The 12,739-nt window shown below is 64.3% G+C and carries 15 protein-coding genes; 7 read left to right on the plus strand and 8 right to left on the minus strand.

Translation table 11 applies throughout. The features are described 5' to 3' along the window. Nucleotides 1–58: 58 nt before the first annotated feature. On the plus strand, nucleotides 59–1,948 hold the full coding sequence (mdoH, locus tag U5A82_RS17160; RefSeq protein WP_326292060.1) for a glucans biosynthesis glucosyltransferase MdoH: 1,890 nt from the start codon (nucleotides 59–61) through the stop codon (nucleotides 1,946–1,948). Nucleotides 1,949–2,169: 221 nt separating this feature from the next. On the opposite strand, the gene U5A82_RS17165 is transcribed toward mdoH, so the two are convergent. The 8 genes from U5A82_RS17165 to U5A82_RS17200 all read right to left on the minus strand — a co-directional run bounded on the left by U5A82_RS17165 (nucleotide 2,170) and on the right by U5A82_RS17200 (nucleotide 8,502). Next, entirely contained in the window at nucleotides 2,170–2,901 is a 732-nt protein-coding gene (locus U5A82_RS17165; protein WP_326292062.1) for a sigma-70 family RNA polymerase sigma factor, read from the minus strand. A gap of 14 nt (nucleotides 2,902–2,915) precedes the next feature. Further along, entirely contained in the window at nucleotides 2,916–5,054 is a 2,139-nt protein-coding gene (gene flhA / locus U5A82_RS17170; protein ID WP_326292063.1) for a flagellar biosynthesis protein FlhA, read from the minus strand. Nucleotides 5,055–5,063: 9 nt separating this feature from the next. Next, complete coding sequence (locus tag U5A82_RS17175) at nucleotides 5,064–5,879, minus strand: lysozyme family protein (protein WP_326292064.1); 816 nt, start codon at nucleotides 5,877–5,879, stop codon at nucleotides 5,064–5,066. Nucleotides 5,880–6,035: 156 nt separating this feature from the next. Next, entirely contained in the window at nucleotides 6,036–6,344 is a 309-nt protein-coding gene (locus U5A82_RS17180) for a hypothetical protein (RefSeq protein WP_326292066.1), read from the minus strand. 15 nt (nucleotides 6,345–6,359) lie between these two features. After that, the gene (gene flgM, locus U5A82_RS17185; protein WP_326292067.1) at nucleotides 6,360–6,635 is read right to left on the minus strand and encodes a flagellar biosynthesis anti-sigma factor FlgM; all 276 of its coding nucleotides are present in this window, start codon (nucleotides 6,633–6,635) and stop codon (nucleotides 6,360–6,362) included. A 44-nt stretch (nucleotides 6,636–6,679) separates the two neighbouring features. Continuing rightward, the gene (locus U5A82_RS17190) at nucleotides 6,680–7,264 is read right to left on the minus strand and encodes a flagella basal body P-ring formation protein FlgA (RefSeq protein ID WP_326292068.1); all 585 of its coding nucleotides are present in this window, start codon (nucleotides 7,262–7,264) and stop codon (nucleotides 6,680–6,682) included. A 63-nt stretch (nucleotides 7,265–7,327) separates the two neighbouring features. After that, nucleotides 7,328–7,837: a flagellar motor protein MotB gene (locus U5A82_RS17195; RefSeq protein WP_326292069.1), complete on the minus strand. Its 510-nt coding sequence runs from the start codon at nucleotides 7,835–7,837 to the stop codon at nucleotides 7,328–7,330. Then, a complete protein-coding gene (locus tag U5A82_RS17200) occupies nucleotides 7,834–8,502 on the minus strand; it encodes a MotA/TolQ/ExbB proton channel family protein (protein ID WP_326292070.1) in 669 nt (222 codons plus the stop codon). Before U5A82_RS17200 ends, U5A82_RS17195 begins: the two co-directional genes overlap by 4 nt. 243 nt (nucleotides 8,503–8,745) lie before the next feature. Here U5A82_RS17200 and flgB point away from each other — a divergent pair, with 243 nt between their 5' ends. The 6 genes from flgB to flgG all read left to right on the plus strand — a co-directional run bounded on the left by flgB (nucleotide 8,746) and on the right by flgG (nucleotide 12,731). After that, entirely contained in the window at nucleotides 8,746–9,114 is a 369-nt protein-coding gene (gene flgB, locus U5A82_RS17205; RefSeq protein ID WP_326292071.1) for a flagellar basal body rod protein FlgB, read from the plus strand. Nucleotides 9,115–9,146: 32 nt separating this feature from the next. Next, the gene (gene flgC / locus U5A82_RS17210) at nucleotides 9,147–9,539 is read left to right on the plus strand and encodes a flagellar basal body rod protein FlgC (RefSeq protein WP_326292978.1); all 393 of its coding nucleotides are present in this window, start codon (nucleotides 9,147–9,149) and stop codon (nucleotides 9,537–9,539) included. Continuing rightward, nucleotides 9,536–10,195: a flagellar hook assembly protein FlgD gene (locus tag U5A82_RS17215; RefSeq protein WP_326292073.1), complete on the plus strand. Its 660-nt coding sequence runs from the start codon at nucleotides 9,536–9,538 to the stop codon at nucleotides 10,193–10,195. The genes flgC and U5A82_RS17215 overlap by 4 nt, the downstream gene beginning before the upstream one ends. Nucleotides 10,196–10,243: 48 nt before the next feature. After that, nucleotides 10,244–11,086, plus strand: a complete 843-nt coding sequence (locus U5A82_RS17220) for a flagellar hook-basal body complex protein (protein ID WP_326292074.1) — start codon at nucleotides 10,244–10,246, stop codon at nucleotides 11,084–11,086. A 32-nt stretch (nucleotides 11,087–11,118) separates the two neighbouring features. Beyond that, a complete protein-coding gene (locus U5A82_RS17225) occupies nucleotides 11,119–11,862 on the plus strand; it encodes a flagellar basal body rod protein FlgF (RefSeq protein WP_326292076.1) in 744 nt (247 codons plus the stop codon). An 80-nt stretch (nucleotides 11,863–11,942) separates the two neighbouring features. After that, on the plus strand, nucleotides 11,943–12,731 hold the full coding sequence (gene flgG, locus U5A82_RS17230; protein WP_326292077.1) for a flagellar basal-body rod protein FlgG: 789 nt from the start codon (nucleotides 11,943–11,945) through the stop codon (nucleotides 12,729–12,731). The last annotated feature ends 8 nt before the right edge of the window (nucleotides 12,732–12,739 follow it).

The raw sequence follows: 12,739 nt of genomic DNA on the forward strand, positions 1-12,739 counted from the left end.
AACCGTCGGTTGATCGGGCGGTTCTGAAACCTTGGGTCAATCGCAATGGGTCTGATGGATGACGGGGAATGGAGGCGTGCAAGCGCCGACTATCGGCGCTGGGAGCAAGCCGCTGGCCCGCGCCTTTGAACAGGTGCCGGCGGAAAACCCGCTGGCTATGCCGGAACAGGATTTCGGCATCCGACCGGAACTGACCGCCTGCCGCCCGCTTAACATCGATATCTGGGCGCGGCGTCTGCTGGTGGTACTGCTGGCCCTGCTTCCGGCGGCCATCGCTGCGCATGAAATGCGTCGATCCATCGGTCTGGATGGCATTTCCGCTTGGGAAGGCGTCTATCTCGCCCTGTTCATTCCGTTGTTCGCCTGGATCGCCTTCGGCTTCGCCACCGCGATGATCGGCTTCCTGCTGCTAACCGTGGGCAAGGGCCGCAGCGTCACGCCGCGTCCGCTGAACGCCGCGACCCCGCTCAAGGGCAAGACCGCCATATTGCTGCCGGTGTGCAACGAAGATTTCCTGGGCGTGCTGGGCCGCCTGTCGATCATGGAGCGGTCGCTGGCGCAGGTTATGGGCGGCGAGCGGTTCGAATTTTTCATCCTGTCGGATTCCAATGTCGAAAGCGGTGAAGTGGAGCGCCGCGCCTATCAGGAGATGCGCGCCTCTTTCTCCCGCCCCGTTCATTATCGCCGCCGCGCGCTCAACATCGGGCGCAAGCCGGGCAATATCGCCGAATGGGTGCAGCGCTTCGGGGGCGGATATGACTATATGGTCGTGCTGGATGCGGACAGCGTGGTCAGTGGGCAAACCATGGCCCGCCTCGCTGCCGATATGGAGCGGCATCCGCATGTCGGCCTGATCCAGACCGTGCCCACAGTGATGGGCGCGGCCACGCTGTTCGCGCGTTGGCAGCAATTTGCCAGCCGCCTGTTCGGTCCGACCTCCGCCGCCGGTATGATCTGGTGGGCGGGATCGGAAGGCATGTTCTGGGGCCATAATGCCATCGTGCGGGTAAGCGCCTTTGCCGAAAGCTGCGGCCTGCCCGAACTGCCGGGCCGTGCGCCCTTTGGCGGGCATATATTGAGCCACGACATGCTGGAAGCTGCCCTGCTGCGGCGGCGCGGCTGGGACGTGCATATGGTCACGGCCGATGACAGTTTCGAGGAATTTCCGCCGTCGATGCCCGATCTGTTCACCCGCGATCGCCGCTGGTGTCAGGGCAATATCCAACATGTGCCATTGCTGGTTAAGATTGCAGGTCTGCATCCGGTCAGCCGCTTCCAGTTGCTGGTCGGCGCATCGGCCTATTGCACGTCGCCGCTGTGGCTGGCGCTGATGCTGGTGGTGCTGGGTGGGGCGCTGACGGGCGTTTGGCCTCCGTCCGCCGTGCTGCCCTCGGGCGGATTGCTGGCGTTGACGGCAGCGCTGCTGTTCGGCCCCAAGATACTCGCGATCTTCTGGGCGATGGCCGATCCGGCGCGGCGCATCGGCTTTGGCGGCGCGGCGCGGATGACGCGCGGGGTGCTGGTCGACATCATCCTGTCGATCCTGATGGCGCCGGTGGCGATGCTGACCCAGACGATCAACCTGTTCAGCATATTGATGGGCCGCAAGGCGAGCTGGAATGGGCAGACCCGTGATCGCGACGGCATGGCGATCACCAGCGCGATCTGGCTGTTCAAATGGCATCTGCTTCTGGGTGCCGTGTTGACCACGATGGCGGTCAAGGCGGGCAGCCTGGGCTGGATGTCGCCGGTGGTTGCGGGATTGTTTGCCGCGCCGGTTCTGGCGGCGGTCACCGCGCGCAAGGATCTGGGGCGCAAGGCGGAGGAGCGCGGCCTGTTCCAGGTCGCCGATCCATGGTGGCGGACGCAAAGCTACCGCCCGCTGCGGTTTCGCTGGCCGACGACCGACGGGCGGCGGGTCGGTCCCTTGGCGGCGAATGACGAATAAGGCCGGATCGGAGTATCGAAACTGTCGTCATCTTAAAAAGAACAGGGCTTCGACAGGCTCAGCCCGAACGAAGAATAGGAAATTCATCGCTTAACTTCGCACATTTCCCGCTTGTTTCGACATTTCATGTCGAGAGACGGACATTATCTTTCCTACATGAGCGAGACAAAGCACGTGGTCGAACCGATGGTCGCATGAAAGCCCCATCGTAGGACAGACTGTCAATCGTTCCAGTCGCGCAGTTTGACGCGCAGCTTGTCGAGCGCCGCCTTCTTGATCTGGCATACCCGTGCCGCGCCGATGTCCAGCGTCTGGCCGATTTCCTCCAGGTTCAATTCCTCGACGAAATAGAGTTGCAGCACCATTGCTTCACGCTGCGGCAATTCACCGATGCAGGCAGCCACGGCTTTCTTGAGCGATTCGCGTTCCAGGACGTCGTCGGCGCGATCCTCCACGTCGGCGAACCACATGGACTGGTCCGAATAGACCTCGTCCATGCTGGTGTGCTGGACCATTTCGACGCTGTCGGCGATCTCGCGATAGGCGGCGGGGTCAAGGTCCATGTCGGCGGACATTTCCGCTTCGGTCGGCAGGCGGCCGAGCTTCTGCTCCAGCCGGTTGCGCACCTTGGCCAATTCTTTCCGCTTGGCCATGGCCGACCGGCAAATCGTTGCCTGCCGCCGCAGATGGTCGATCATCGCGCCGCGTACGCGCAGCTGCGCATAGGCGGCGAAGCCCAACCCCCGATCCTCGAAACTATTGGCAGCCTCGACCAGCGCGACCATGCCGATCTGGAGCAGATCCTCGATCTCAATCGCCGTCGATACGCGGCCATGGACGTGCCAGGCGATCTTGCGCACCAGCGGCATATATTGGCGCGCCAGCCGTTCGGGGCTGTTGTCGCCGGGCTTGGCGTAGGTATGGGCGCCGGCCGCGATCTTGTTCATATACATGGCTCAGCCTCCTTTCAGGCGACCCGTTCGCGCATCTGTTCCTGGCGCGGCGCGGGATCGTGGCGAGGGATGGGGCGCTGTTGCTGCTCATTGCCGACGACGGCGACCACTTCGACACCCTTGCCATCGGGAATTTCGAGGAAGGACAGGACAGGCGTTTCGGGCAGATGCGGCTTGAACAGGCGCGCGAGCGCGCGGCGCGCGACCGGCGAGGTGACGATGGCGAAGTTGCGCGCCTGCCCCATCAGCGGACGGGCGGCATGCACGACCGCTTCGACGATACGGTTGGCGAGTGCGGGTTCGATCGGATGCTTGGCGTCGCCCGCGACGCGCATCGCCTGCGCCAGCAAGCCTTCCAGATCGCCGTCCAGCGTGATGACAGGCAGCGGCATCTTGACCGGCACAAGCCCCTGGATGATGAGCGCACCGATACGCTGGCGCACCGCCTCAACCAGTTGCTCGTGGCTCATGTCGGGGCGGGCCGCGTCGACCATGGCTTCGCAAATGCGGCGGAAATCCTTGAGCGCGATGCCTTCGGACAGGAGCGCGCGGCAGAGCGCGCTGATCTGGGTCAGGCTGAGCGTGCCGGGGGTCAGCCCGTCGACCAGTTGCGGCGCGGCGTCCTTCAACGTGTCGAGCAGCTTGCGCGCTTCGTCCAAGCCGAACATTTCAGCGGCGTTCATCGCGATCAACTGGTTGAGGTGCGTGGCGACGACCGTCGGCGGATCGACCACGGTATAGCCCGCGACGACCGCTTCGCTGCGCTTGGCCTGCGATATCCATACGGCGTCGAGGCCGAAGGTCGGGTCTTTGGCCGGGCGGCCGGCGACCGTGCCCTCCAGCGCGCCGCTGTCCAGCGCCAGCAGATCGTCGGGCCAGATTTCGTCTTCGCCGACGACCACGCCCGCGATGGTGATGCGATACTGGTTCGGCTCCAGCGCCAGATTGTCCTTCACGCGGACCATCGGCACGACGAAGCCCAGTTCCTTGGACAATTGGCGACGGATGCCGGTGATGCGGGCCATCAACGGTGCGCCCTTGCGTTCGTCGACCAGCCCGATCAGGCCATAGCCGATTTCCAGACCCAGGATCGCGCCGTCCGACACATCGTCCCATTCGATCACGGCCGGATTGGGCGGCGGCGCGACGGGTGCGGGTTCGGCGGCCTTTTTCTGGACGGCCTTGCGCAACTGCCAAGCGATGCCGCCTGCAATCGCTGCGGCAGGCAAGATGATCATATGCGGCATGCCGGGCAGGATGCCGAGGAAACCCAGGATCGCGGCGACCGGTATCCAGGACTTGCCCGAACCGAATTGCCCCGCGACCTGGCTGCCCAGATCCTGCTCGCTCTTGACGCGGGTGACGATGGATGCCGCAGCGATCGACAGCAGCAGCGCGGGGATCTGCGCGACCAGCGCGTCGCCGATCGCCAGGACGATATAGGTCTGCGCGGCTTCGCCGATGGCCAGGCCATGGCTGACCACGCCCAATATGATGCCACCGACGATGTTGATGACCAGGATCAGGATGCCCGCAACCGCGTCGCCCTTCACGAACTTGCTGGCGCCGTCCATCGAGCCGTAGAAGTCCGCTTCGGTCGCGACTTCTACGCGGCGGATCTTGGCTTCTTCGGGCGTCATCAGACCGGCGTTCAGATCGGCGTCGATCGCCATCTGCTTGCCGGGCAAGGCGTCCAGGGTGAAGCGCGCCGACACTTCGGACACGCGACCCGCGCCCTTGGTAATGACGACCAGGTTGATGATCATCAGGATGGCGAAGACGAAGATGCCCACGACATAGTCGCCGCCGATCAGGAAATGGCCGAACGCTTCGATCACCTGCCCTGCCGCGTCGGACCCTTCATGCCCCTGCACCAGCACGACGCGGGTCGATGCGACGTTGAGCGCCAGGCGCAGCAGGGTCGCGAACAGCAATACCGTGGGGAAGCTGGAGAAATCGAGCGGCTTGGCCGCGTTCAGCGCCACCATCAGCACGGCTAGCGAGATCATGATGTTGGTGATGAAACCGATGTCCAGCATGATCGCCGGAACCGGGACCATCATGAACAGCACGACCATCAGCGTGGCGAACGGCAGCACCGCGCCCTTCACGGCGCTCATCCAGATCTTCGCTTTGACTTGGGCGGGAGACATAAGGGGCCGTTACCTTCCGAGGGTGGCGAGCATGAGATAGGCGAGGCGTGCGGTCTGCGGCTGCGGCTTGACCATGATGTCAGGCTGTTCGCTCAGGCGCTGGGTTTCGATCCGCACATAATCGGCGGGCTGAACCGTCTTCGCACCGGCGGGCAGCGAAGCGGACGCATATTGAATGTCGCCGCCCAGGCTATCGACGCCCTTTTGCAGCTTGGACGAGAAGCGGTCGCGGATTTCCGCGAAGCTGCGGGCGTTGCCGGCACGATCGTAGAAGATCGAGCGGTTGGCGCGTGCGGCCGACGGGAACATGGAGGCTGCGGTGGCGTCGGGCGCGCGGTCGTGGACCGACAGGAATTTGGATGCGCCGCCGACGCCCAGGAAATGGGCGAGGTACAGATCGACCGGTTCGGCTTCGCGGCCGAGCTTCGATTCCAGATAGGCCTTGTTGTCGGCGGCATGTTCCGCCGCCATGACGGACGCCGTTTCGGGATGCTTGCGCAGGTCAAGGATCTGCTGGCGCAATTCGGGGTCGGCCACATAATAGCGGCCGCCGCTCTGCTGGATCGCGTCGGACGCCCAGCCCAGGCCATATTCGCTGCCATGCTTGTCCACGACGGCGAGCCAGCTCTGGTCGATGAACTGATAGAGGCCGGTGGCGGACGATGTCGTGGCGCGGGCCGTGGGGTTCAGGCTGGATTCGATCTTGGCCTGACCCAGCAGATAGGAGAAGTCGACACCCGTACGACGGCTCGCCATCGCAATCGCATTGGTGACGCGATTGCCCGACGAAGTCCCGGTTGCTGATATGTCTGCGAAGGCCGACACTGACTCACATTCCTCACTAGCTAGCGAGGACATTAGAGCAATGTTTGTGCCAAGAATTGGTTAACGCGGACGCAGGAAATTGCACCTACAACGAAAAACGGCGCCGAAGGGCGCCGCTTTAGTCGAAACCGAAAAATATTTTAGACTGCCGCCGATTTACCGCCCGTAGGTCAGCGGCGCGGTCTGCGCGCCATGGGCGGCGAGGATGGCAAGGCGCTGTTGCGCATGATCGGCCAGCAGCTTGACGCGCAGACGCGCGCTGTCGAGCAGCGGCACCATGACGCTCAGCCGTTCGATCACCGCCGGGTCGGAGCGCCAGGCGCCGATCGCGCGAACGGACGAGGCCGCGCGGCTGACGCGATGACTGGCAAGTTCGATGGCGGCGGCGTCATGGCCGTCCAGCACGTCCCGAAGATCCTCGAACGCGTCGAAGAGATCATCCAGCGCGGCAAGACCCAGCGGCATGACGTTTGTCCCTTATCAGGCGGCCGACAGGTCGAGCGCGACCATGCGTTCGGCAATGGCGGCGGGATCGACCGGGTAGTTGCCCGATGCGATGGCCGATTTGATCGCAGCGATCCGGTCCATGTCCACCGGCGCGCCTTCAGCCGCCATGCGGGCGGCGGGGCTGCTGGACGCGGCGCTGGCGGACGCGGTGGTCGATCCGGTGGTGGCCGACGCGCGCGTCTTGGTCCCTTCCCGCAGGCGGGAAGCCTCGATGGCGGCGCTGATATTCTGGCCCACAGACTTGATCATTGGGTAAATCCTTCACTCGTCCCTACTGACTATAACGGACAAGTTCAAAAATTATTAAATCCCGGAATGCGCACGACACCCATTTCTACCACTTGTGCGAAAATCGGCGAACTTTTCTTGTCTTCGCGCACCCGGATCGTCTCGCCCAGGGCGCCATCCTCGTCAGCGACCATCATGCGCGACACGCTGAATACGGCGTTGCCGGCCATCAACTGCACCGGATCGCCCTTGCGCACGACCGCTTCCTTCGATGCGACCGGCGCGGCGCGGGTGAAGCGATTGGCAGCACCATAGGCCGGGGCAGCGCGCGGCACCGGCCCGGAGGCAGCAGCGGACGCGCCTGCCACCAGCGGCACGCGGATGCGCCAGCCCAGCGCGTCGCACTTCACCATCGCCGCGCCGAATACCGGCCCTTCGATGCTGGGGGTTGCGGGGCAAGCGGCCAGACGCAGACGGCGGTCGACCGGCGCGGCGGGGCCGCCCGGTTCGCCGAGATTGGCCCCCACGGTCATCGCCACCAGGCTGTCGATCCGGTCGAGATTCTCGAATTTCTGGGCCCCTTGCGCCTGCGCGGGTTGCACGCTGGTCAGCGTGGCGGCGGCGAGAAGGATGGACGAAAATCGCAACACGGCTTGTCTCCTGACGGAAGAACGGTCTTGTCAGGATTTCAGCAATTTTCGTGCCAGATAGGGTTAACGACCTGGCGCGATGTGGATGACCTGCCCCTGCGCTTGCTCTCGCCTTGGCCGACCGCCACCCTGATCCAGCCCGCGAATGTGCAGTCGATCCTGCGCGATGCCCTGCATGCGCAAGGCGCGGGCGACTGCGCCCAGCCGGGCGGCGGCCAGATCCCAATCGTCGAAGCGCTGGCGCCCATGGTCCGACCCGTCGCTGCGTATCTCCAGCCCGCCCGGTTCGCGCACGAAGCGCCGGGCCACGCTGGAAAGCCGTGTGCGCCCTGCGTCGCTGAGCAATGCCTCACCCGGCACGAACAGTTCGGCGGCGCGTATTTCGATGCCCTGCCGCATGGCCCGTCCGCCAAATTGCTGGCTGACCTGCGCCAGCATCGCGTCGCGGCGCGACCCGCTGGCTTGCAACAGCACGAAGAAAGCGAGCAGCAGCAGGAGAAGATCGGCGAAGCTGACCGCCCAGCGATTGCGCCGGGCGGATGCAGAGGCCGCCATGGACGGAAGCGGTGTCATGCGACTTCGCGGATGGCGGCGCGGCGCAGCGGCGCATTTTCACGCCGCGCGATCGTCAGCATCCGGTCCGCCACTTCGCGTTGCCAGGCCAGTTCGCGTTCCGACAGGTCGGACAGGCGGGCGGCGACCGGCGCGGCGATGATATTGGCGATGACGACGCCGTAGAAGGTGGTTAGCAGCGCCAGCGCCATGGCGGGGCCGAGCGCGGCGGGGTCGTCCATGGCGGCGAACATGCCGACCAGGCCGATGATCGTGCCCGCCATGCCCAACGCGGGCGCGGCATCGGCGATCGACAGCCATGCCTTGTGCACCGCGCCATGGCGCTGGGCCCGGTCGGCCAGCGCCTGCGCCGCCCATGTTTCGAACATGTCGGCGCGATCGCTATTGGCGAGCTTGCGCGCGGCGTCGGTCAGGAAGGGATCGGCGGTCTTCACCCGATCGGTGCAGGACAGGCCACGCAGTTGCGCCACCTGATCGATCTTCAGCATCGTCGCCCGCGCCGCGTCCCGGTCCCGTGCTGGATCGGCGGTCAGGAGCGGTTTCAGCGCAGCCATCGCACGGCCCAGCGCCCCGGCGCCATTTTGGAACAGGGCGACGAGCGCGATCCCGGCAAGCATCGCCGCCAGCGTCAGCGGATCGAACAAATGGCTGATTATCGCGATCATGACCCGTCGGTTCCTTGTCCGTTCATCCCACGGCGGCAACGCCCTGCCGCCGACCGGCAAAAATTTGCCGCCCTTGCCGCCTGCCCTCGCAAAAGCCCCGATCCCGGGGATTATCCGTGCTGCCGGTGCGTCACCCACGCAATTTGGCACGGCTCTTGCTGATCTCAGGCTGGATCACCCGCAGGAGACGCCATCAGGTGTCAGAACGGCGGGGGACGCAAAACTTTTAGAGCGATTTTGATCATGTCGGTGGAAGACAATCTGTTCGGGATACATGGAAAGGCGCTGGCGCTTCGCTCGCAACGCCTGTCCCTGCTCGCGTCCAACATCGCGAACGCCTCCACGCCCGGCTACAAAGCGCGCGACATCGATTTCGAGGCCGCGTTGAAGGACGCCACGACCCGGGCGGGCAGCAGCGCAACCGATGTGTCGAAGGCCGCCGACGACGCCATGGGCTATCGCACGCCGTTACAGCCGAGCCTGGACGGCAACACCGTGGAACTGAGCACCGAACAGACGCTGTTCGCCGAAAATGCGGTCAAATATCGCACGACCCTCTCTTTCCTGGAGGGCCGCATCAACACCATCAACCGTGCGCTGAAGGGAGAATAAGCATGAGCAATGGTCTCTCTGGTTCTGGCCCCATGAACGTCTTTGACATCGCGGGTCGCGCCATGAGCGCGCAGCTGGTGCGCCTGAACGCCACGGCGTCCAACATGGCCAATGCGGGCAACGTCACCGGCAGCGCGGCGGAAGCCTATCGGGCGATCAAGCCGGTGTTCGAATCCGTCACCGACACGCCCGGCGTGTCGACCGTGAAGGTCAAGAATGTCGTTACGACCAACGCGCAGCCGACCAAGCGGCACGACCCCAATCATCCGCTGGCCGATGCGAACGGCGATGTGTGGGAAGCCGCCGTGGACGGCAATGCCGAGCTGGTCGACATGATCGAAACGGCGCGCATGTACCAGAATAACGTCCAGGTCTTGAACACGGCCAAGTCCCTGATGCTGGAAACCATAAGGATCGGCAAATGACGACGACCTCCACCGTCACCGATAGCGCGGGCCTTTCGGTCTACAACGCCACGCCCAAGATCGGCACCGGCAGCGGGGAACTGGGCCAGGCCAGCTTCCTGACGCTGCTGACCGCACAGATGCAGTATCAGGACCCGTTCGAGCCAGTCGACAACGCCCAGATGGTGTCGCAGATGGCGACGATCACCAATTCGTCGGGCATCGCGGAAATGAACCAGACGCTGAAAGGTCTGGCGAAAGAAATGACGGGCACCCGCCTGGGCGATGCGGCCAGCTGGATCGGCAAATCGATGCTGGTGCAGAGCAATATCGCCGCGCCCGACGCAAGCGGCACCTATGCCGGCCAGATCACCCTGCCCGCCGCGACCCAGGGCGCGACCATCGACCTGGTCGATGCCAGCGGCAATGTGGTCAAGACCATCGACATGGGATCGCAGCCTGCGGGCGCCGTCACCTTCTATTGGGATGGCAAGAATGACGCGGGCGACACCGTCGCCACGTCCGCCCTGCAGGTGAAGGTCAATGGCGCAACGCCGACCAAGGTCGCGACCTGGGCCACCATCGCCGCCGTCCAGTCACCCGCTGACGGTTCATCCTCCAAACTCATCACCGCGCTCGGCAGCTACAGCCCGTCCGACGCGATCAGCCTGATGTAATTCCAACCTTTTCTCACCCCAAATCCTTTTCACCCAAGGAGCAACGCCATGTCCTTCTACATCTCCCTGTCGGGCCTCAAGGCCTCCCAGACCGACCTGTCGACCATTTCGAACAACGTCGCCAACGTCAGCAGCACCGGCTTCAAAAAGAGCAAGGCGGAATTCGGCGATATCTTTGCCGCCGCGCCGATGCAGACGACCAACCAGGTCGCTGGCCAGGGCGTGCGCGTGCAGGGCGTGACCCAGCAGTTCACGCAAGGCACACTGGAAAGCACCGCCAAGACGCTGGACCTGGGCATTGCAGGTGAAGGCTATTTCACCGTCAAGGGCGAAGATGGCACGGTCAGCTACACCCGCAACGGCGCCTTTTCCGTTGATCAGGATCGTTTTGCCGTCGACACGACCGGCGCGAAGATGCAGATTTTCGCCGTCGATCCGGCGACCGGCACCCCCACGACGCCAGCGGCCGGCGCCACCCCGGCCAATCTGGTCGATCTCCAGATCCCCACCACGCTGAACAACGATCCCGCCGGGGCGCAGCTCAACAGCGTCGCGGTCGGCAAGGACGGTCTGGTTTCTGCCGTCTATGCCGATGGCAGCACCGTCTATCTGGGCAAGGTCGCCATGGCGTCCTTCAATAGCCAGGAAGGTTTGCGGCAGGAGGGCGACGCCCACTGGACATCAACCGTCGCGAGCGGTGCGCCGACGCTGGGCACGGCCAATCAGGGCCTGTTCGGTGCGATCAATTCGGGCATGCTGGAACGCTCCAACGTCGACATCACCGACGAACTGGTCGCGCTGATTGCGGCGCAGCGTAACTTCCAGGCGAACAGCAAGGCGATCGAGGCGGCCAACACGCTGACCACGACCATCGTCAACCTGCGCACCTGATCGCTTAAAGCACGGGATAGAAGGTCAAGCCCATGGATCGGCTCGTCAACACGGCTCTTACGGCCATGCGCGGCGCGATGGCACGGCAGGCGGCGGTCGCGAACAACCTCGCGAACGTCAACACTGTCGGCTTCCGCGCGGAAATCGCCAATGCCGAGACGCGCTGGATCAAGGGCGACACCTTCGACACCCGCGCGCAGGCTTCCGAACAGGTGATCGCCGCCGACATGGCGCAAGGCGCGGTCACCGACACCGGCAATCCACTGGACGTGGCCCTGGACGGCGATGCTCTGCTCGCCGTCCAAGGCGCGGACGGCAGCGAAGCCTATACCCGCCGCGGCGACCTGCGCGTCACCGACAGCGGGCTGCTGACTACCGGCGACGGCCTGGCCGTGCTGGGTGAAGGCGGGCCGATCGTCCTGCCGCAGATGGACAGCGTGTCGATCGCCAAGGATGGCAGCATCTGGGGCGTGCCGCAGGGCGGCGACCCCGCGAATCCGGCGCAGGTCGACAAGCTGAAGCTGGTCAACGCGACCGGTTCCAGCATTTCCAAGGGCACGGACGGCCTGTTCCGCGAGGTGAATGGCGGCGCGCTGCCGTCCGATCCGATCGCCACGGTCACATCGGGATCGCTGGAGGGATCGAACGTCAATTCGACCCAGGCCCTGATCCAGATGATCGAGGCGAGCCGCGCCTGGGAAACCCAGGTCAAGATGATCGACACCGCCAAACAGCTGGACGATGGCGGCGCTTCGCTGATGCGCCTCGACGGTTAAGGCAAATAGTTAATTTGGCACGTATCTTGCTGCGATGAGCATATGAGCATCCTTCCGGGATGCGCCACGGAGATTGTACGATGAGCAACGCCGCCCTTCATGTCGCCCGCACCGGCCTCGACGCGCAGAACACGAAGATGCGCGTCATCGCGAACAACCTGGCGAACGTCAACACGACCGGTTTCAAGAAGGACCGCGCCGATTTCGAGACGCTGGCCTATCAGCAGATCGTGCAGGCCGGCGCAAATTCGGACAGCGAGAACAAGTTCGCCAACGGCCTCAACCTCGGATCGGGCGTCGCGCTCCAGGGCACCAGCAAGATCAACACGCAAGGTACGCTCAACCAGACCAACAATGTGCTGGACATCGCGATCGAAGGATCGGGCTATTTCCAGGTGCAGCAGCCCGACGGCTCCATCGCCTACACCCGCGCCGGTAACTTCAGCGTCACCGCCGAAGGCACGGTCGTCACCAGCGACGGCATGCCGCTGATCCCGCAGATCACCGTGCCGCAGGGCGCGACGTCGGTGTCGATCGGCAATGACGGCACCGTGTCGGCCACCTTGCAGGGCGAAGCGGAACCCAGCCAGCTGGGCCAGATCGAAATCGCCACCTTCATGAACCCGGCGGGCCTGACGTCCGTCGGCGGCAACCTGCTGACCGAAAGCGCCGCCAGCGGCGTGCCGCAGGTCGGCGTCGCGGGCCTGGAAGGGCGCGGGCTGATGCGGTCGGGCTATCTGGAAACGTCGAACGTCAACATCGTCGAGGAACTGGTCGACATGATCGAGACCCAGCGCGCCTATGAGGTCAACAGCAAGATGATCAAGGCGACCGACGAGATGCTCCAGTACGTCAACCAGAATATCTGAGGCCGGAT

The organism is Sphingobium sp. CR2-8, assembly GCF_035818615.1.
Classification (GTDB): Bacteria; Pseudomonadota; Alphaproteobacteria; order Sphingomonadales; family Sphingomonadaceae; genus Sphingobium.